This is a genomic window from Arcticibacter sp. (genome assembly GCF_045629565.1).
Lineage (GTDB): Bacteria > Bacteroidota > Bacteroidia > Sphingobacteriales > Sphingobacteriaceae > Arcticibacter.
Genome location: NZ_JAZQRL010000081.1, coordinates 18,535 through 37,647 on the forward strand (window position 1 = coordinate 18,535; position 19,113 = coordinate 37,647).

Here is a 19,113-nt window from a genome sequence, read left to right on the forward strand (position 1 = left end):
ACACTTAAATGAGACCTGTTTTAAATTTATTATTACTCCTTGCAGTTAGCTTACCGGCTGCTGCGCAGGAGCAGGCTGCTGAGGTTATTGCGGAAGCCCCCAAGAGTTCCGGGTCGTTTTTAATGAACACCGTCATCGTCGTCTTTATCGTTGCTGCTTTGATTTTGCTCGTTGTTGCCTTTGTATTGTTAAAGACATTCAATATTCTCGCAAAAGAACTGAGTAACCCCCGGCCATTGGTAGCTCCTGAACCTGTTGTGAGCCTGGACTATGAAGATTGGTTAGCTTCAGAAAGAAAGAAGCCTTCTATTATAAATAAGTTGCTTAGTCTGAGACCTCTTGAAGAGGAAAAGGATTTGATAATGGAACACAAGTTCGACGGCATCGCGGAGCTTGACAATCCGACGCCGCCCTGGTTTATGTGGCTGTTTTATGGAACGATCGTCTTTGGGGTTGCTTATTTCTTAAATTATCATGTGTTCGAATGGGGCATGTTGCAGGATGAAGAATATGTCGTGGAAGTGCAGGAGGCGGAGGCAGCAAAGGCTGCATATCTGGCAACCGCCGCTAATCTCATAGATGAGAACTCCGTTACGGTAAGTACAGAGCCTGCGGTTATTTCGGCTGGTATGGCACTCTTTAATGCGAATTGCGTTGCTTGTCATGGCGATAAGGGACAGGGAACAGTAGGCCCGAACTTGACTGACGAATACTGGCTACATGGGGGCAGTGTTAATGATGTTTTCAAAACTATCAAGTATGGCATTCCGGAAAAAGGTATGATCTCCTGGGAGAAGCAGATGACACCTAAACAGATATCCGAAGTCTCTAACTACATATTATCCCTGAAGGGTACGGACCCAGCGGGGGCAAAGGAACCGCAAGGCGAAAAAGAAGGTTAAGATACATTCACTACATCTAAAAAAGGGGGGGAGATTTATGGAAACGTCGTTCAGAGATCAGGCAAGAACTATCACTGAAAATGATAAAAAGCGGAAGTGGTTATATCCGAAGCTTATCAAAGGAGAGCTTTATAAGTTTCGGAACACTTTCGCCTGTCTTTTACTGATCTTCCTCTTCACCGCGCCATTTGTTAAGCTGAACGGTGAGCAACTGGTGTTATTGAACGTTCTTGAGCGTAAATTTGCCTTTTTTGGAATATTGATTACGCCTCAGGACTTCTATTTGTTTGTGTTAGGATCGCTCATCTTTATTGTTTTTATCGTACTATTTACTGCTGTTTTCGGAAGGATCTTTTGCGGCTGGGCATGCCCCCAGACCATCTTCATGGAGATGGTTTTCAGACGGGTTGAGCGTTGGATTGAGGGAGACGCTGTTCAACGAAAGAAGCTGGATGCGGGTCCGCTCACTCTGGAGAAGGGACTGAAAAAGGCTGCAAAGCATAGTATTTTCCTGTGTATATCCTTTCTTATTTCGAATATCTTCCTTGCATACATCATCGGCTCTGATCAGCTTATACAAATCATCAGCGATCCCCTCAGTTCGCATATAGGAGGCTTTGTCGCGATTTGCGTGTTTACGCTGGTATTTTATGTCGTCTTTTCACAAATCAGAGAGCTGGTTTGTACGGTTGTATGTCCATACGGGCGCTTACAAGGTGTTCTGCTTGACAGAAATTCCATGATAGTCGCCTATGATTTTATCAGAGGAGAACCAAGAGGTAAACGCAAGCGGGGAGTTGAAGAATCTAACAAAGGGGATTGTGTGGATTGCGGTCTTTGCGTCGATGTTTGTCCCACGGGTATTGACATTCGGAAAGGTACTCAGATGGAATGTATAAACTGTACCTTATGCATTGACGCCTGCGATATGGTAATGGAAAAAATAGACCGCCCGAAACGGCTGATAGGGTTTATGTCTGATGAACAGATGGAATCCAGGAAGCCTTTTGTTATCAGCAAACGAATTTATTCCTATATGGCTGTGTTAATTGTCATGTGCACAGTACTTGGGTACCTGATAATAAAACGTACCGATATTGAAACCACTGTTTTACGTGCTTCAGGGACACTTTACCAGATGCGGGATGATGGTCAGGTAAGTAACTTGTACAATGCCGAGTTCTTTAACAAAACAAACCGGCCGGTAAGTTTTGAGGTAATTCCAGTGGAGAAAGAAGTGAGCATTCAGTATGTAACCAAACCAGTGGTGCTTGAAAAAAATTCAAGTATGAAAGTTACCTTTTTTGTCTTGAGACCGCGAGAATCTATTAAAACGTATAAATCAGACCTTAAACTTCAAGTGCTTTCCGAAGGTGAAGTGCTTGAAAATATAGAAACGACCTTCATTGCACCGTCTAACTAGAAAAAGATGAATTGGGGAACAAAATTGATTATCGCATTGGGTTTATTTATGTCGTTCATCATGGTCTTGAGTATGAGAATGATTTTTAGCGATAAAGATGACCTGGTGGAAAAGGATTACTATCAAAAGGGATTGAATTACGATGCTGAATATGTGAAGGTGCAGAAGGTGCAGGACGACGGGGCTGAACCTGTTATTTCTATCGGCCTGGATAAACAGTTGGACATACAGTTTAAAAGACCGGTTAAGGGTGTCGCAAAGCTAGTGCATCCGAGTAACCGGGACAAGGACCGGGCTTTCGAGATTAGCAGTGATACAGGAAAGGTCGTTCAACTGAAGTTGAACAATCTGACTAATGGTTACTGGCATCTGGAGCTCGATTGGAAGAGTGATACAGACTCTTATATCTTCAAGAAGAAAGTTTACCTGCGATGAGTATCTGGTATCTGGCATTTTTTACCGGCTTTTTCGGGAGCGTCCATTGTTTGGGAATGTGCGGCCCGCTGGCTTTCGCTGTTACATCAAGGCACTCGGGTTGGTGGATGGTTCTTTTCGACAAGCTTTCTTATCAGTTCGGTCGGATAATCTCCTACAGTCTTTTAGGTGCACTTATTGGTCTTGTAGGGCAGCAACTGTGGATGTCGGGCTTGCAACAGTTCATTAGCGTTGCAAGTGGCGTATTGATTTTAACAGCAGGGGCTTCAAGGATATTCAGGCTTCGGGCTTCCGTTGGTTCAGCCAAGGGAATAGGGATTTTTAGCCGTGCTTTCACCTATGCCCTGAAGCATAAAGCAAATCACCTGATTACCGGGATGTTGAACGGTTTATTGCCTTGTGGATTTGTGTATTTGGCCCTTGCAGGTGCTGTTACGGTAGGAAATACCTTTGGTGCGGTGAAATATATGATTTTATTCGGCCTTGGCACGCTCCCTTTGATGCTGGTTGCTACATTCGGACTAGGTCTTGTTGGGCCTGCCTTTAGAAGAAGGATAAATCAGGCGGTACCTTACCTGATGGTATGCCTGGGAGTCTGGTTTATTTTGAGGGGAGCATCTCTGGATGTTCCGTTTCTGAGTCCTAGAGTTGCCCCCCAAACAGAAGTTTGTAATTAGTTTATCAGCCTGCCATACTAAACATAACAGTTGTTGGCTGGTTAGCCCAAAGCCTTGCGTCTAAAGCCATGCAGATGTTTCGCAAGAACCGTTGCCCTTGTGGAAGTACGGTAAGCTTAAGGGGCTCAAGAACTATCAGGTTATCAGATACGGGCACTTGAAGCCTGTCTATCCCAGATTGAAAAGCTTCATTTTGAAGTGAGGAGTGTTCCCAGGAGGTTTCTCCCTTGCACATAATGTTGAGAATATGAGTTCGGAAAAGCAAATCATCCTGAGTGAGGTGATGACCTTTAAAGACTGGGATTAGTCCTTCCTCAACACGGGTGGTATAATCCTCAACCTTTTTCTCATTTTGTGCGAAGGCATATCCTGTATCACTGATTGAGGACACTCCCAGGCCAATCATTAGTTGCGTATACTGGTGAGTATACCCCATGAAATTACGGTGGAGCTTGCCTTCCATCTGTGCTTTGTAAAGCGAATCTGTTTTAAGAGCAAAATGGTCCATTCCTATCTCTACGTATCCTCCCTGGATTAACATTCCCCGACCGAGTTCATACAATTTGTGTTTGAGCTCAATAGATGGCAGATCCTTTTCAGTATACCGTCTTTGACCTGGCTTGATCCATGGAACGTGTGCATAGCTATAAAAAGCAATCCTATCGGGGTTGAGGCGTAAAATTTGGGATATTGTCTTATTGAGTCCTTCTAAGGTTTGAACAGGCAGGCCATATATGAGGTCAAAGTTGATAGAAGTATATCCAATTTCCCTTGCTTTGTCTGTTACGAACCTGACATCTTCATAAGATTGCATCCGGTTGATTACCAATTGAACCAGGGGGTCGAAATCCTGGATCCCAAGACTTAGCCTTTTAAATCCTAACTTGTATAGTGATAGCAGATGCTCCTCCGTTGTATTCGCCGGGTGTGCTTCAAACGAAAACTCCGCTTCAGGATGAACTGTAGCATTAGACAGAAGACCTTCTATCAAGGTTTCTAAATTGTAGGGACTGAAGAAGGTAGGAGTACCACCACCCAGGTGAATCTCTTTTATTACCGGCTTTTCTTTAAATATGGATCGGTACAACTCCCATTCTTTCAGAACCGTTTGGATATAGGGTGCTTCGACTTTGTGATTTCTGGTGATTCTTGTATTACATCCACAATAGGTGCAGAGGCTTTCACAGAAGGGCAAGTGGACATACAGACTGATCCCGTCTTTGGTATTGCTTTCATTAAATGAGAATCGCACGGAATCTTTCCATGCATCAAGCCCTTTAAATGAGCTATCCCAATAAGGCACGGTGGGATAGCTGGTGTATCGAGGTGCCGGTACATGGTACTTGGCAACAAGTTCTTCGGGATTCATAAATCAGGGGTTAAGACGGGTGCGCAGTTCATTACCTATAATATGGCTTCCGCACTCTTTGGCGGCCGAGCAACTGTCACCTTCGCATCTTTCGTTCTGCCAGGAATCTAAATTTTGAATGGTTTCGTTAGCGCATTGCGTATGGTAGGCGTTCAAACCTACCGTTGAATCTTCATTTTTAACGTATGGGGATACAACGGCAAGTTTTATGTTATGTCTGCTGGCAGCTTGTTTGTCAACCTGCTTAAGTTCGGATGTGCGACTGGCGATAAACTTCACCCCAAGTTGAGCCAGGCGACCTATGACCTCAGGAGTAATTTGATCTCTATCTGATATAATAACTGCCTGTTTTCCAGTAGCATATTCTGCTGTTTCGAGGCAAAGAGCGTTTGATATCAGTGTTATTTCATGCTTTTTTCGATTGGCTATTGCCAATGGTTCCTTTTCATAGGACCGGATACTGTAGGCTACTGCTCTCATTTTTAAATAGATAATGTATTTTCAAAGATAGCAAGCGCAGCCGGACTCCTGGATGAGTGGAGTCAGACGAAAAAGTGATAGTGATCAGTTTTTCATGTTTACTAGTTTTTTTGCGTTTAAAATGATTATCTGACTGCCTTTCTTTTCAATGAGTCCTTCCGTCTTGAAGTCACTTAAAGTTCTGCTAACTGTTTCAGTAGCCATACCTGCCATGGATGCAAGGTCGTCTCTTGAGATTCTCAATACCGCATTTTCAGGATCGTTTCCGGCAAGGCGGAGCAGTACCTGAGACATCCTTTTCCTTACGGAGTGATAGGCGAGCTGTAAGAGTTGGTCTTCTTTTTCCTTTAAGTTGTTTGCGATTATTTTGATGAACGCTTTTCCTACTTCAGGGTAATGATTAACAAGCTGGTCTACCATTTCTTTTGGAAGCATGCAAATGGAGGAATCTTCTACGGCTTCTGCGGTTTCATGGTAAATGTCATTTGAAAGCAGGGCGTTTACACCTATGTATTCATCCGGCCCGTATAAAGAGGTAAGTAATTCTCTGTCGTCGTTGCTGATCTTGTAGGTCTTCACCTTACCACTTAGTAACAGGTATAGACCGTTCGGGCTATCGCCTTCGTAGAATATGATCTGTTTCTTTTTGATCGTTCTAATCTTTCTGTCAGCTACCAACTTTTGCAATTCAGCAAGCCCGTCGCCGCGGTTAACCAGGTTATCAATTTTTTCAAGCGATTTGTTGTAGAACGCCTCCTGTTTTTCCTTTTTTTGAAGACGGCTTTCGATAGCGTTTAATAACTCGACGTCATCAAACGGCTTCGTGAGGTAATCATCGGCTCCCATCTCCATGCCTTTACGCATGTCTACCCGTTCGGCTTTAGCTGTGAGGAAAATAAAGGGTATAGCAGAAGTTTCGGGGGTCTTACCCAGCATGAATAAAACGCCGTACCCATCCAGTTCAGGCATCATAATATCACAAAGAATAATGTCCGGAAGATGCTTTATAGCGAGTTCAACGCCTGTTTTGCCATTGTCAGCATGGAATACCTGGTAGTTTGCGAGTTCGAGTATTTCGGTAGTGCTCTCGCGGATATCATCGTTATCCTCAATAATTAGAATGGACGTTTTTTTCATCGTTTGAAGAAAAAGATATAGTGAATTTTGTTCCTTTGTTAATAACGCTTTCAAATTGAACGTAACCGTTCATCAATCCTGCATATCGCCTGACGATATTTAATCCGAGACCTGTCCCGGGGATATTGCCTGTATTATGTGCACGGAAAAAGGGTTGAAACAAGTGTTTCTGATCTGCTTCCGGGATACCTATTCCATTGTCACTGATCGTGATGATGTATTGACTCTCTGTGACCTCCGTGTTGAACTCAATGAACGTATTCTCACCGGAATATTTGATTGCATTGGCAATTAAGTTGATTATGCAATTTTTCAGCAAGTTCTGGTCCAGGACAACGATACTACTGAGACCGGTATGTTCGTAAATGATATTCTGATTCTGCTTGGTAATTAGCTGCATCTCTTCAGTTATTTCTTCAGAGAGTTTCACGAGGTCAAACCGGGTAAATGTAGGCTCAACTCTTCCTGCTTCCAGCCGCTCCAAAGATAAGAAGTCGTTTAATATCGTTGTAAGGTTTCCAACCGCATTCTTGATCTTGTTCACATGCTTTGAAATATTCGTTGAATCTTTCTGTGCAGAGTATTTTTCAATTAAGGAAGCAGAAAGCTGGACGGAGCTCAGGGGAGTGCGGAATTCGTGGGATGCCATGGAAACGAACCTGCTCTTCAACTGGTTGAGTTCTTTTTCTTTTTCCAGAGACAGACTTACCTCTTCCTTTGCTTCCTGAAGAGCCTGCACGGTTTTTCGCAGAGAGGCTGTTCTTTCTTCAACCAGCTCTTCAAGCTGAGCGGCATGGTTTTTAATCCGTTCTTCAGCTTCCTTTTCGCGAGTCAGGTCATTGATAAACCCTGCGTAGATGGTTCTATCACTGAGAATAACTTCACTGACAGCAAGCCTGAAGGGAAATTGACTGCCGTCCTTCTTGAGACCGCGGACTTCTCTGCCTATCCCTATTATATGGCGTTCCCCGGTTGTTTGATAACGATGGAGGTACTGATCATGGCGGGAGTGGTCTGGCTCGGGCATTAACACGGAGATGTTCCGGCCAATTACTTCTTCGGGGGAATAGCCAAATAGCTTGCATGCCGACGGATTAATAGATTCGATTAATCCTCTTCTGTCAATGGTTATGATTCCATCGATTGCGTTGTCGATAATGGCATGTAAAAGGGTTGCATCATTCATTCGCAAAACGTACGTTGATTCCCCAAAAGTAATAAATTTAAGTATTAACTCGGTTTTGTGTGTGAACATGGTGTGAGATAGCACCCTTAAATTCTGCGGTTCCGTTTAAAATGTAAATCGAACTGATAATTATATAATCTACAGCGCATAAAAATTCTATATCTTTGTGGAGCAATAATGAAGAAGTTCTTAGTCACCATATTAGCTGTCTTTTATCTGGGTGTGTCATCCGGGGCTACCGTGCACTTTCATTATTGCATGGGGCAATTAGTTGAGTGGGGCTTATCTTCGACGGAATCTAAGGACTCTTCAGGCTGTAGTAAATGCGGAATGGACGCCGGTTCTGAAAATGATTGCTGCAAGCATCAGAGTAAAGAGGCCAAAGTCGATAAAGTTCAAAAGGCCGCAGAGAATCATTTCTATTTCGCAGTGCCGGCAACTGAACTAAGATCAGGATCTGCTTTTTATAACATACCATCTTATTCTTTGGTAATGGAAGCGTATCCGCTTTCGAACTCTCCTCCCGCTATTTCAAGTACCGCTACGTACCTGCGCGTTTGTAGCTTCCGGATATAGCATTTTTCTTTCCTTCGTTTACAGGTGGACCTCACCTGATGTATGATGTCTGTGATATCGCAGATTAACGATCATTAAGCACAATATTTATTTCATGGTAGAAAAGCTAATCGCATTCTCGATGCGAAATAGGTTTCTGGTATTGCTATTCGCTGCTGGGATATTTGCATACGGCATATATTCCGTGAAAACCAGTAAGATAGATGCTATACCGGACTTATCCGAAAATCAGGTAATTGTACTTACCGAGTGGATGGGCAGGAGCCCTCAGATAATTGAAGATCAGATAACCTATCCATTGGTTACTAACCTTCAGGGTTTGCCCAGGGTGAAGTATGTTCGTGCGAACTCCATGTTCGGAATGAGCTTCGTTTATGTCATTTTCGATGATGATGTTGACGTTTACTGGGCTCGTGCCCGCGTGCTCGAACGGCTTAGTTCAATTGGGAATTCACTCCCTGAGGGGGTAACACCTGCGATGGGGCCGGATGGGACGGGCGTGGGTCACATCTTGTGGTATACGCTTGACGCCCCTGGTATGGATCTTGGAGAACAGCGTGCTGTTCAGGACTGGTATATAAAGTTCGCTTTACAGAATGTTCCGGGCGTAAGTGAAATTGCCTCGTTTGGTGGTTTTCAGAAACAGTATCAAATCACGGTAGACCCAAACAAACTCAGTTATTATAAACTGTCCCCTCAGGATGTGATGCGGGCGGTAAACGCTAACAACAATGAGGCAGGGGGACGGAAATTTGAGATGAGTGATATTGGGTACATCATCAAAACGACGGGCTATCTAAAGTCAATGGAGGAAATCGGTGCTCTGACAGTGAAAACCCAGAATTCTATTTCTGTAAGGGTTAGGGATGTTGCTACTGTTCAGATGTCTGGAGAAAGCAGACTCGGAATATTTGATTATAACGGTGAAGGAGAAGTAGTTGGAGGGATCGTGGTGCTGCGATACGGGGAGAATGCCGATGAGGTGATTAAGAATGTCAAGGCTAAAATGATTGACGTGTCAAAAGGACTGCCCGAAGGTGTGAAGTTTAATATTGTATATGACCGGGGAGAGCTGATTGAAGAGTCCATTTCTTCGATCACAACCACGCTTATAGAGGAAATGATAGTCGTAACCATTATTGTTATTGTTTTCCTTTTCCACTGGCGTAGCGCGGTGAGCATTGTTATTCAAATCCCGATAACCATTGCTGCGAGTTTTATTATTCTGAATGCCTTAGATATATCTTCTAACATCATGTCTCTGACCGGCATTGCGCTGGCTATCGGAGTTATCGTGGACAATGGGATAATCATGTCAGAAAATGCCTACAAGCATCTTGCCTTGCGGCAGGCGGAGCTGGGAGATTTAAGAAAGGAAGGAGATACACATGTGGAATAAGATCAGCAAGTTTTTTAATAAGAAGAAAGCAAAAGAGGACTATGTTCGTCTGTCTGACGAAGAAAGGTTAACCATTATAGAAAAGGCTTGCAAGCAGGTTTCGAGGGGTGTATTTTATTCCACCGTCATCATCATTACATCTTTTCTGCCCGTGTTTCTGCTTACGGGCCAGGAAGGTAAGTTGTTTCATCCTCTAGCGTACACGAAGACATTTATTCTTGTGATTGACGCGCTGCTGGTTGTTACCCTTGCTCCTGTACTTATATCATTTTTTTTGAAGGGAAGGTTTCGTTCGGAGAATGAGAACCCGATCAACCGAAGGTTGGAAAAGATTTACGAGCCATTAATAAGGGCGTGCATGCGTCATAGAAAAACAACGATAGGAGTGAATATACTGGCTTTGCTTGTCAGTATCCCCCTGTTGATGAGTCTGGGACGGGAGTTTATGCCGCCACTGGATGAACAATCTATCTTGTTTATGCCGGTCACCTTGCCGGATGTATCAAACGCGGAGGCAAAGCGTATTCTGCAAGTCCAGGATAAAATCATTAAATCCGTTCCGGAGGTTGACAAGGTACTGGGGAAAGCAGGAAGGGCGAATACGGCCACTGACAACTCACCGATGTCCATGATTGAGACGATAATATCCCTAAAGCCGAAAAACGAGTGGCGGGAGGGGATAACCAAGCAAGATATCATTAACGAACTCGACTCCAAACTTCAGATACCTGGTGTTGTAAATGGCTGGACACAGCCTATTATCAACCGTATAAACATGCTTTCGACAGGTATACGTACTGATGTCGGGGTCAAAGTACATGGTCAGGATCTGAACAAGATCGCATCCGTTTCCAGGGAAGTTCAATCCTTGCTTCAGCATGTGGAAGGGGTAAAGGACTTATATGTAGAACCCGTCACTGGCGGAAAGTACCTTGAAATTGATGTGAGACGCGACCAGCTCGAACGGTATGGATTGACTGTTGACGATATTAATTCGCTGGTTGAAACTGCCATCGGAGGGGCTCCCTTTGCGACCACTATTGAAGGCAGGCGTAGATTTGGTATACATTTGAGGCTGGGTCAGGAATACCGTAATAGTATAGACAGGTTGAAGAGAATACCGTTGAATTCTCCCGATGCCGGGACGATACCGCTCTCTGCAGTAGCAAATATCCGTTTTGTTGACGGCCCACCCATGATTACTTCTGATAATGCGATTCTGAGAGGTGCCGTTATGTTTAATGTGCGCGACAGGGACCTCGGCACAACGGTACAGGAGGCGGTTGATAAGCTCAATGCGGAGCTGAAACTACCTGATGGCTACTTTATCGAGTGGAGCGGGCAGTACGAAAATTTGATACGAGGGCAGCAATCGCTGATCTATATTGTGCCGGTAGTATTGTTGATTATCCTGATTTCACTTTACCTGGCTTTCAAGTCCATTCGTGAGGCATTTTTAAGTTTGGTAACTATACCATTTGCATTGATTGGAGGTGCATATCTTGTTTTCTTCTGGGGTGTTAACTTGTCAGTGGCTGTTGCGGTTGGTTTTATTGCTCTTTTCGGCATAGCTGTGGAAACAGGAGTTGTAATGGTGATATACCTCAACGATGCGATGCGTCAATTGGTCGCCTTAAAGGGTAATTCCAGTGAGACAATTACTAAGGATGATTTGAGAGAGTATGTAATTCACGGGGCTGCCAAGCGGTTAAGGCCGAAGATTATGACGGTTTGCGTGGCGTTGTTCGGCCTGATTCCAGTTTTATGGTCTACCGGAGTGGGCAGCGACATGATGCAGCCCATCGTGCTACCGATGATTGGTGGAGTGCTGACGTCTTCCACACACATTCTATTGGTAACGCCGCTTATATTTTTGATGACTAAAGAATATGAACTCAAGAAGTTTGGAAAGTTGGAGGTATACGATGTGGAGCACTAAAATCTCGTTTTTTACTTTTTTATGTATCGCTCCCGCTTTATTGTTCGGGCAACAGGTTCTGACAATTGATCAGGTGCTGGAAGAAGTTAGTAGGAACAATCCTTCGATCAGGGCTCTTGACAGCCGGATCAAAAGCGCTGACGCCAAAGTTGAGGGGGCGGGAGCCTGGATGGCGCCGATGGTGGGGGCTGGGACGTTTATGACCCCTTATCCCGGTGCAGAGCTTATGAACGACTCCGAAAAGGGTGCATGGATGTTATCAGCTGAACAAGCGATTCCCAATCCTGCGAAAATAAGGGCAAAGAAAAAGTATTTAGCATCTCAGTCTGCGATTAATGTTGCGGAGCAGAAGATGAGGGTCGATCTGCTACGGGCGAAAGCCAGGGAGCTGTACTACGGCGTCGTTGTATTGTATAAAAAGCTGGGATATCAGTCGGAAAATAAAATGATTATGCAAACGATGAAAAAGTTGGCCGAGATACGTTATCCGTATAATCAGGGTGCGCTAGGGCAGATTTTTAAGGCTGAAGGACGTTTGCATGAAACCGAGAATATGTTATTGATGACAGAGGGAGAAATTCAGTCAAATAAAATGGCTCTCAATGCACTTATGAACAGGTCACCTCATGCCGATTTTGCAATAGATACGACGTTAGAGGTGAAATTCAAGCCATTAACGCTTTTAGACACGGCTTACTTGTCTGCCAAGAGAAGCGATGTAATGCAGATGGATCGCTCCATTTTGGCTATGGAATATAATATTAACCAAATGAGGCAAGAGGCTAAACCTGATTTTAGCATTCGCTTTGAGCACATGTCACCAAGATCGCAAATGATGCCCAATCAGTTTTCTATGATGGGTATGGTATCTATTCCAATTGCTCCATGGTCTTCGGGCATGTATAAATCTGAAGTTAAAGCGATGAGTTTTGAGCAGGAAGCGATGAAAAAAGAGCGGGAAGCGATGCTTACCGAGATGCTGGGAATGACTAAGGGTATGGAGAATAGCCTGGTGAACATGCAAAAGCAGCTACAAAATTATGAGGAAAAAATATTGCCAGCGCTTAGAAAGAACCTGAAAGTTTCGATGCTGTCCTATCAGGAGAATAAAGGCGATTTGAATATGGTCATTGACGGGTGGGAAGCTGTAAATATGGCGCAGATGACATATGTCGAGCAATTGCAGCTGTTCTACAAAATGATTGTTGATTATGAGAAAAATATTGAAATATAATAGGATAGCTGTTGTTTGCCTGGCACTTATTGGTCTTTTAGGTTGTGGGCAGGGTGAGGGAGATAAGAAACGTGAGCATGCGACGATGAACCATCATGCGATCCATGACAGCCTTTCTCATCTCGTGAAACCGACAGATGAAGTGGTGATTGCTAATATAAAAACTATTAAGCCACAGAAAGGAAGCAGATTTGCAAGCGTTACTGCCCAAGGGGTGATCGGTTACAATGAAAATAACCTGAGCAGTCAGTCTGCGCGGGTGAGTGGAAGAATTGAACGTTTATACGTCAAGTTCAACTATCAAGCGATTTCGAAAGGGCAGAAGCTTATGGATATATATAGTCCAGATCTTGTAAACGCGCAGCAAGAGTTACTTTTCCTTCATGAAAATAATGAACGAGAGTTAGCAGAAATGGCAAAGAGGAAGTTGCTCTTGCTCGGGGCTACACCGCATCAAATAAGTAACCTGCTTAAGACAGGTAAGGTCAACTACACTTTTACGGTGTTTAGTTCAACCTCTGGATATATTGTCGAGAACCCTTCATCTGCAACAAAAATGGACAGTCAGGCTGGAAGTGTTGTTATTTCTTCTTCTTCAACTTCGGGATCTTCTGATGCGATGGCTGGTATGGGCTCATCCGCACCTCCAACTCCGGAACTATCAGCCATTCCAGAATCATCTTCCCTGCAGTTGAGAGAAGGGCAGTATATTTCGAAAGGCCAGACTTTATTTAAAGTTATTAATGCCGATGAGGTGTGGGCGGAGTTCTATATTCAACCGGAACAGCTGGAGATTTTTAAAAAAGGGACAAACGTATCTATAGCGTCTGCAAATAGGAGTGAGAAATCAGTTGAGGCCGCCGTGAGCATGGTTCAGCCATATTATTCATCTGGTAGGAGCTATCCATTGGTAAGAGCTGTTTTACCAAATTCAAGCAAAAGCTGGAGGATTGGAGAACTGGTTCAGGTGAGCAAGGAGGCAGTAAAGAAAGATGGTGTATGGATTCCCCGTACGGCTGTTTTGGAACTGGGTGGACGTTCTGTTGCTTTTGTTAAAGAAGATGGGATATTCATACCAGTGGATGTAAAGGTTCAAGGATTTGCTGGCGGCTGGGTAGATGTTGGCGAAAGTATAGAAAACAAGTCAGTGGCCTTGAATGCCTGGTTTCTTATGGATAGCGAGAGTTTTGTTCAGGTAAATAAGAGATAAAGTATTAAAATTATGAAGAAACTGATGCGATATACGGTAGGGGTTGTTCTTTTACTTTTAGCCGCTTGCAACTCAGACCAAAATAAGGTGCAATCCGCGGCATCAGCCAAGTATACTTGTCCCATGCATCCCCAGGTTATCAGTGCAGCGCCAGGGACGTGCCCGGTATGTGCGATGGATCTTGTACCGGTATCCGCTTCGGGAGAAGGCGACGGAATTATGTTAAGTGCCAGCCAAATACAGCTTGCGAATATCCAGACTATGCCTGTCAGGAATGAGACGTTTCGCACGGCTAAAGTCTTGAATGGTCGTATTCTTTCAAATGCGGATATGGCAGAATCAATATCGTCCAGATATGCCGGACGTGTGGAAAGGTTGTTTGTCAAGGAAACCGGTCAAACCGTAAAAAAAGGTCAGCCGCTTTTTCAAATATACAGCGAGGAGGTTGAGACATTACAACAAGATTATCTATTACAGGCCAGACAGGTGGCTGCATTTCCTGATGAGAAGATTTATCAAACTCTTCTTGAAGCTGCTGCCAACAAGCTGAAGCTATTGGGTTATTCACAAGCGCAGATACGAAATCTCCTCCATCAAAAGAAGGCGTCAGCTTTAGTAACCGTAAATTCATCACAGTCTGGAATCGTTAACGAGATCAATATAGTGGAAGGGCAGTACGTAAGCGAGGGTACCCCCGTTTTGAAGCTTGAGAATTTTGCAAACCTATGGATTGAAGCTGACGTATATCCTGACGAAGTTAAATCCTTAAAAACGGGAATGACCATGAAAGTATCGGTCAATGGGCTTCCTGCGAGAAACGAGTCAGTAAAAATGGATTTTATAGCGCCGCAAGCCGATCCGTCTAGTCAGATTGTGAAGGTTAGGGGCACCATCAGGAACAACGGTGATCTGCAGCCCGGTATGCAGGCGACTGTTTTCTTAACGGAATCGGAAGAGATGGAAGGAATCTCGGTACCTCTGGACGCCGTCGTTCGCGAAGAAGGAGGAGCTCATGTTTGGGTTAAGACAGGAAAGGGTACCTTTGAGCCTAGAGAAGTAACTACAGGTAATGAGGATGCGACTCAAATTATCATACTTTCCGGACTTGAAAACGTGAGAGAAGTAGTAATATCCGGGGCGTACTTATTAACGAGCGAATTTGTTCTTAAAAAGGGCAAAAACGTCTTAAATCACCACTAAATACACACAATTTATTAATTATATAAAATAGTTACAATGAAATCGAACTATCTGAAAAATGCAGTTTTATCATTAGGGTTAATTTCTTTTATGGGTATTGCAGCCTGTTCGTCAGGCGATAAGAAGCATGCTACCTCTGAAGCAGACGGCGTTGAGCAGGAAAACGCTGCGGAGAGCGCTATGCCTTCCTTTGCTGAAGAGAAGGTGGGTCTGGTTTATTCAGATTATATCACACTTAAAGATGCGCTCATCGAATCGGACGAGAAGAACGTAGGTATTACAGCTGGGGCATTGCAAGCTTCCTTAAGTGAAACTTCCCATAAGGCAGCAGCGGATTTAGCGGCTAAGATAGCGAGTGCTTCATCGCTGAAAGCTCAAAGAGAGCCTTTTAACGATTTGAGTATTGAGATGGAAAAGATTTTAAAAGCAGCGGAACTCTCAGGCGGGACTATTTATAAGCAATACTGCCCTATGGCAAATAACGACGAAGGCGGCTATTGGTTTGCGAATGAGAAGTCGATCCGAAATCCATATTATGGAGATGAGATGATGACATGCGGTAGCGTAAAAGAAGAAATCAAGTAATACTTCTGGCTTTTCCCGGCATGACAGTGCATGACGGATATTAATGCTCTCTTAGTTATTTTTAGCCAAACTAATTTATAAGCATAAATAAATGTCAGCATTATTTGGAGTCATTTTTCATTTTATTGGGGGGTTCGCTTCGGGCAGCTTCTACATTCCTTACAAGAAGGTCAAGGGGTGGGCCTGGGAAAGTTATTGGATAGTCGGTGGGATTTTCTCCTGGCTCATTGTGCCACCTTTGGCCGCTTATTTAACTATTCCGAACTATACAGATATCATCAGTGCGACTGATGGTCGAATTTTGTGGCTGACATATTTATTTGGTACACTCTGGGGAATTGGAGGATTAACATATGGTTTGGGCGTAAGATACCTGGGAGTATCGTTAGGCAGCTCCATCATATTAGGAATAAGTATGGTCTTTGGATCGTTGCTCCCTTCTATCTACTTCGACTTTTTCCCTGCCGAAGGAAAGGATACGTTTACCATGTTGGTTACCAGTTCATGGGGACAGATGGTGTTATTGGGTATTCTGATCTGTATAGCCGGAATCATCCTTTGTGGAAAAGCAGGGGTAATGAAAGAAAAAGAACAGGATCAGGAAAGCAGGAGCTCCAGCAGCAACGAGTTCAAAATAGGACTCGGCCTTATAGTATCTATTATTTCAGGTGTACTTAGTGCCTGTTTTAACTTCGGTCTGGAAGCCGGAAAGCCGATGGCGGAGCAGGCAAACGAAATTTGGAAGGCCGCCAATCCGGGTGGAGGAGAGTTTTTGTTTCAGAATAATGTTACCTACGTGGTTGTGTTATGGGGCGGATTGACCACTAACTTTATCTGGTGTATGATACTGAACTTCAAGAACAAAACCTTCAAGAATTACACGGATTCAAAGACACCTATTCTTAAAAACGTTGCCTTTTCTGCACTTGCGGGTATAACATGGTTCCTTCAGTTTTTCTTCTACGGAATGGGAGAAAGCAGGCTGGGGAACGGACCAAGTTCCTGGATCCTGCATATGGCTTTCATCATCTTAATCGCAAACGTTTGGGGAATAATATTAAACGAATGGAAAGGTGTAAGCCGTAAAACATATACTACAATAATTATGGGGATTATAACTATTGTGGTATCCGTATTGGTGGTTGGATACGGGAACTCATTAAAATAAAATAAATTTAGAATATATGTCTATCGTAACAGATTTCAAACACGTTAACTATCTATGGGATGATACTGCTGCCGCCAAGCTGGAAGGTGATGAAGTAGCTTTATTAATTTACCGGTCCAACCTTCTTGGAGCGGACTTGCGCCTTACCAATTATGGGGGTGGAAATACATCTTGCAAAACAATTGAAAAAGATCCTTTAACCGGTGCAGAGACTGAAGTGATGTGGATTAAAGGTTCAGGAGGTGATATCGGCACGTTAACCCGCAGCGGATTAGCTGGCCTGTATGTAGATCGTCTGAGAAATCTAGAAAATGTATATAAAGGCATTGAGCAGGAAGACGAAATGGTCGAACTATTCAATCACTGTATATATGACTTGAAGTCAAAAGCCCCATCTATTGATACACCACTACATGGTTTTCTTCCATTTAAGCATATTGATCACTTACACCCGGATGCCGCGATTGCTATTGCAGCTGCAAAGGATGGAAAGAAGATAACAGAGGAGCTTTTCAAGGGGACTATCGGCTGGGTTGATTGGCAAAGACCTGGCTTTGATCTGGGTCTCCAACTGAAGCGTTGTCTTGCTGAAAATCCGGGTATCAGAGGTATTATGCTGGGTTCTCATGGTTTGTTTACGTGGGGGGATACTGCGTATGAGTGCTACGTCAACAGCCTGGAAGTAATTGAAGCTTCTGCAGAATATTTAGAGCAGAATTATGGTAAAAAAGGTCCAGTGTTCGGCGGTCAGCGAATCGCGAGCATTGAGCCGGAAGCACGTAAAAAACAAGCATCAGCGATTGCTCCGATATTGAGGGGCTTTTGCTCAAGCGAACGTCATATGGTAGGTCACTTTACTGACGACGCCCGCGTTTTAGAGTTTATTAACTCGAATGATTTAGACAGGTTGGCGCCCTTGGGGACAAGCTGCCCTGATCACTTCCTTCGCACAAAGATCAGTCCATTAGTATTAGAATTGGATGCCAACGCAGACCTTTCTAATGTTGGGGAGCTGAAAGAGAAGTTAACTCCTGCATTTGAGGCATACCGTCAGATGTATAAGGAATATTATGAAACTTGTAAACACCCTAATAGCCCTGCTATACGTGATTCAAATCCGGTTGTTATTCTATATCCGGGAGTTGGTATGTTTACGTTTTCAAAAGATAAGCAGACTGCCCGTGTAGCTGCGGAATTTTATACCAATGCTATCAATGTAATGAAAGGAGCGGAGGCTGTATCTGAATATACGTCTCTACCTCGTCAGGAGGCCTTCGATATTGAATATTGGTTGTTAGAGGAAGCCAAGCTTTCTCGTATGCCTAAGCCAAAACCTTTATCAGGACGCATTGCTTTGATCACAGGGAGCGCTGGTGGTATCGGAAAGGCAATTGCAAAACGCTTTATTGAAGAAGGTGGTGTTGTCGTTATAAACGACAATGATTCGGGTCGTCTGGAATCTGCAAGATCTGAATTTAATTCTCAGTATGGCAAAGATGCGTTTGCTGCTGTTTTACTTGATGTAACCGATTCAGCTAAAATATCTAACGCATATGATGAAGCGGCTTTAGCATTTGGCGGTGTTGACATTATTGTGAACTGCGCAGGATTGTCAATATCTAAGCCAATTCAGGACCACACCGAGAAAGATTGGGATATATTATACGACGTATTGGTTAAGGGCCAGTTCCTTGTTACTCAAAAGGGTATAGAGGTGATGCGTAAGCAAGCTCTTGGTGGAGACGTGCTTAATATAGTAAGTAAAAATGCGCTTGTTTCAGGGCCGAATAATGCAGGTTACGGATCAGCAAAAGCTGCGCAATTGCATTTAAGCAGATTAAATGCTGCTGAACTGGGTGGTGACGGCATCCGTGTTAACGTTGTTAATCCAGATGCTGTAATTTCAGACAGTAAGATCTGGGAAAGCGGCTGGGCTGAAGGTCGTGCAAAAGCATACGGAATAACGGTGCCTGAACTGCCAGCGTATTATGCTAAGCGCACTTTACTCAACAAGATCATCCTTCCTGAAGACATCGCTAACGCGTGTTTTGTTCTGGTAGGTGGTTTGATGGATAAGTCTACCGGTAACGTATTGAACGTTGATGGTGGTGTGGCGATGGCATTTGTGAGATAGAAACCAAATCAGGAGCTTCAGTTGGTTCATTCATGTGAATGTTTGCTGAAGCTCTATTT

Annotated in this window: 17 protein-coding genes; 13 read left to right on the forward strand and 4 right to left on the reverse strand. The window is 43.8% G+C overall.

Annotation, left to right across the window (positions count from 1 at the left end; translation table 11 throughout):
- Positions 1-8: 8 nt before the first annotated feature.
- From ACKI5J_RS10180 to ACKI5J_RS10195, 4 genes are read left to right on the forward strand one after another with little or no spacing between them, the layout of a single operon-like run.
- Entirely contained in the window at positions 9-902 is an 894-nt protein-coding gene (locus tag ACKI5J_RS10180; RefSeq protein ID WP_407429116.1) for a cbb3-type cytochrome c oxidase N-terminal domain-containing protein, read from the forward strand.
- Positions 903-939: 37 nt separating this feature from the next.
- A complete protein-coding gene (gene ccoG, locus ACKI5J_RS10185; RefSeq protein ID WP_407429118.1) occupies positions 940-2,325 on the forward strand; it encodes a cytochrome c oxidase accessory protein CcoG in 1,386 nt (461 codons plus the stop codon).
- A gap of 6 nt (positions 2,326-2,331) precedes the next feature.
- Entirely contained in the window at positions 2,332-2,760 is a 429-nt protein-coding gene (locus tag ACKI5J_RS10190) for a FixH family protein (protein ID WP_407429120.1), read from the forward strand.
- Complete coding sequence (locus ACKI5J_RS10195; RefSeq protein ID WP_407429122.1) at positions 2,757-3,437, forward strand: sulfite exporter TauE/SafE family protein; 681 nt, start codon at positions 2,757-2,759, stop codon at positions 3,435-3,437. Before ACKI5J_RS10190 ends, ACKI5J_RS10195 begins: the two co-directional genes overlap by 4 nt.
- A gap of 4 nt (positions 3,438-3,441) precedes the next feature.
- Here ACKI5J_RS10195 and hemN read toward each other — a convergent pair whose 3' ends face one another.
- The 4 genes from hemN to ACKI5J_RS10215 form a co-directional block, all read right to left on the reverse strand.
- On the reverse strand, positions 3,442-4,806 hold the full coding sequence (hemN, locus tag ACKI5J_RS10200) for an oxygen-independent coproporphyrinogen III oxidase (RefSeq protein ID WP_407429124.1): 1,365 nt from the start codon (positions 4,804-4,806) through the stop codon (positions 3,442-3,444).
- Positions 4,807-4,809: 3 nt separating this feature from the next.
- Complete coding sequence (locus tag ACKI5J_RS10205) at positions 4,810-5,286, reverse strand: lactate dehydrogenase (protein WP_407429126.1); 477 nt, start codon at positions 5,284-5,286, stop codon at positions 4,810-4,812.
- 84 nt (positions 5,287-5,370) lie between these two features.
- Positions 5,371-6,423, reverse strand: coding sequence for a response regulator (locus ACKI5J_RS10210; RefSeq protein WP_407429128.1), 1,053 nt, complete (start codon positions 6,421-6,423; stop codon positions 5,371-5,373).
- Positions 6,395-7,609: a PAS domain S-box protein gene (locus tag ACKI5J_RS10215; protein ID WP_407429130.1), complete on the reverse strand. Its 1,215-nt coding sequence runs from the start codon at positions 7,607-7,609 to the stop codon at positions 6,395-6,397. Before ACKI5J_RS10215 ends, ACKI5J_RS10210 begins: the two co-directional genes overlap by 29 nt.
- Before the next feature lie 177 nt (positions 7,610-7,786).
- Here ACKI5J_RS10215 and ACKI5J_RS10220 point away from each other — a divergent pair, with 177 nt between their 5' ends.
- The 9 genes from ACKI5J_RS10220 (at position 7,787) to ACKI5J_RS10260 (ending at position 19,054) form a co-directional block, all read left to right on the forward strand.
- Positions 7,787-8,185 carry an HYC_CC_PP family protein gene (locus tag ACKI5J_RS10220; RefSeq protein WP_407429132.1) on the forward strand — a complete coding sequence of 133 codons (399 nt, stop codon included), beginning with the start codon at positions 7,787-7,789 and terminating at the stop codon, positions 8,183-8,185.
- Positions 8,186-8,279: 94 nt separating this feature from the next.
- The gene (locus ACKI5J_RS10225) at positions 8,280-9,584 is read left to right on the forward strand and encodes an efflux RND transporter permease subunit (protein ID WP_407429134.1); all 1,305 of its coding nucleotides are present in this window, start codon (positions 8,280-8,282) and stop codon (positions 9,582-9,584) included.
- Entirely contained in the window at positions 9,574-11,523 is a 1,950-nt protein-coding gene (locus ACKI5J_RS10230) for an efflux RND transporter permease subunit (protein WP_407429136.1), read from the forward strand. The genes ACKI5J_RS10225 and ACKI5J_RS10230 overlap by 11 nt, the downstream gene beginning before the upstream one ends.
- Entirely contained in the window at positions 11,474-12,757 is a 1,284-nt protein-coding gene (locus ACKI5J_RS10235; RefSeq protein WP_407429138.1) for a TolC family protein, read from the forward strand. Before ACKI5J_RS10230 ends, ACKI5J_RS10235 begins: the two co-directional genes overlap by 50 nt.
- Positions 12,735-13,967, forward strand: a complete 1,233-nt coding sequence (locus ACKI5J_RS10240; protein ID WP_407429140.1) for an efflux RND transporter periplasmic adaptor subunit — start codon at positions 12,735-12,737, stop codon at positions 13,965-13,967. The genes ACKI5J_RS10235 and ACKI5J_RS10240 overlap by 23 nt, the downstream gene beginning before the upstream one ends.
- A 12-nt stretch (positions 13,968-13,979) precedes the next feature.
- The gene (locus tag ACKI5J_RS10245; protein ID WP_407429142.1) at positions 13,980-15,167 is read left to right on the forward strand and encodes an efflux RND transporter periplasmic adaptor subunit; all 1,188 of its coding nucleotides are present in this window, start codon (positions 13,980-13,982) and stop codon (positions 15,165-15,167) included.
- Between the two features lie 36 nt (positions 15,168-15,203).
- Positions 15,204-15,752: a DUF3347 domain-containing protein gene (locus ACKI5J_RS10250; protein ID WP_407429144.1), complete on the forward strand. Its 549-nt coding sequence runs from the start codon at positions 15,204-15,206 to the stop codon at positions 15,750-15,752.
- Between the two features lie 91 nt (positions 15,753-15,843).
- Positions 15,844-16,920, forward strand: coding sequence for an L-rhamnose/proton symporter RhaT (rhaT, locus tag ACKI5J_RS10255; protein WP_407429146.1), 1,077 nt, complete (start codon positions 15,844-15,846; stop codon positions 16,918-16,920).
- A 16-nt stretch (positions 16,921-16,936) separates the two neighbouring features.
- Complete coding sequence (locus ACKI5J_RS10260; RefSeq protein ID WP_407429148.1) at positions 16,937-19,054, forward strand: bifunctional aldolase/short-chain dehydrogenase; 2,118 nt, start codon at positions 16,937-16,939, stop codon at positions 19,052-19,054.
- Positions 19,055-19,113: the final 59 nt, after the last annotated feature.

Excerpts from the sequence above, each read along its gene's own strand:
- ACKI5J_RS10180 (WP_407429116.1), top strand. The coding sequence starts at position 9 with ATGAGACCTGTTTTAAATTTATTATTACTCCTTGCAGTTAGCTTACCG.
- ccoG (WP_407429118.1), top strand. The coding sequence starts at position 940 with ATGGAAACGTCGTTCAGAGATCAGGCAAGAACTATCACTGAAAATGAT.
- ACKI5J_RS10190 (WP_407429120.1), top strand. The coding sequence starts at position 2,332 with ATGAATTGGGGAACAAAATTGATTATCGCATTGGGTTTATTTATGTCG.
- ACKI5J_RS10195 (WP_407429122.1), top strand. The coding sequence starts at position 2,757 with ATGAGTATCTGGTATCTGGCATTTTTTACCGGCTTTTTCGGGAGCGTC.
- hemN (WP_407429124.1), bottom strand. The coding sequence starts at position 4,806 with ATGAATCCCGAAGAACTTGTTGCCAAGTACCATGTACCGGCACCTCGA.
- ACKI5J_RS10205 (WP_407429126.1), bottom strand. The coding sequence starts at position 5,286 with ATGAGAGCAGTAGCCTACAGTATCCGGTCCTATGAAAAGGAACCATTG.
- ACKI5J_RS10210 (WP_407429128.1), bottom strand. The coding sequence starts at position 6,423 with ATGAAAAAAACGTCCATTCTAATTATTGAGGATAACGATGATATCCGC.
- ACKI5J_RS10215 (WP_407429130.1), bottom strand. The coding sequence starts at position 7,609 with ATGAATGATGCAACCCTTTTACATGCCATTATCGACAACGCAATCGAT.
- ACKI5J_RS10220 (WP_407429132.1), top strand. The coding sequence starts at position 7,787 with ATGAAGAAGTTCTTAGTCACCATATTAGCTGTCTTTTATCTGGGTGTG.
- ACKI5J_RS10225 (WP_407429134.1), top strand. The coding sequence starts at position 8,280 with ATGGTAGAAAAGCTAATCGCATTCTCGATGCGAAATAGGTTTCTGGTA.
- ACKI5J_RS10230 (WP_407429136.1), top strand. The coding sequence starts at position 9,574 with ATGTGGAATAAGATCAGCAAGTTTTTTAATAAGAAGAAAGCAAAAGAG.
- ACKI5J_RS10235 (WP_407429138.1), top strand. The coding sequence starts at position 11,474 with ATGAACTCAAGAAGTTTGGAAAGTTGGAGGTATACGATGTGGAGCACT.
- ACKI5J_RS10240 (WP_407429140.1), top strand. The coding sequence starts at position 12,735 with ATGAGAAAAATATTGAAATATAATAGGATAGCTGTTGTTTGCCTGGCA.
- ACKI5J_RS10245 (WP_407429142.1), top strand. The coding sequence starts at position 13,980 with ATGAAGAAACTGATGCGATATACGGTAGGGGTTGTTCTTTTACTTTTA.
- ACKI5J_RS10250 (WP_407429144.1), top strand. The coding sequence starts at position 15,204 with ATGAAATCGAACTATCTGAAAAATGCAGTTTTATCATTAGGGTTAATT.
- rhaT (WP_407429146.1), top strand. The coding sequence starts at position 15,844 with ATGTCAGCATTATTTGGAGTCATTTTTCATTTTATTGGGGGGTTCGCT.
- ACKI5J_RS10260 (WP_407429148.1), top strand. The coding sequence starts at position 16,937 with ATGTCTATCGTAACAGATTTCAAACACGTTAACTATCTATGGGATGAT.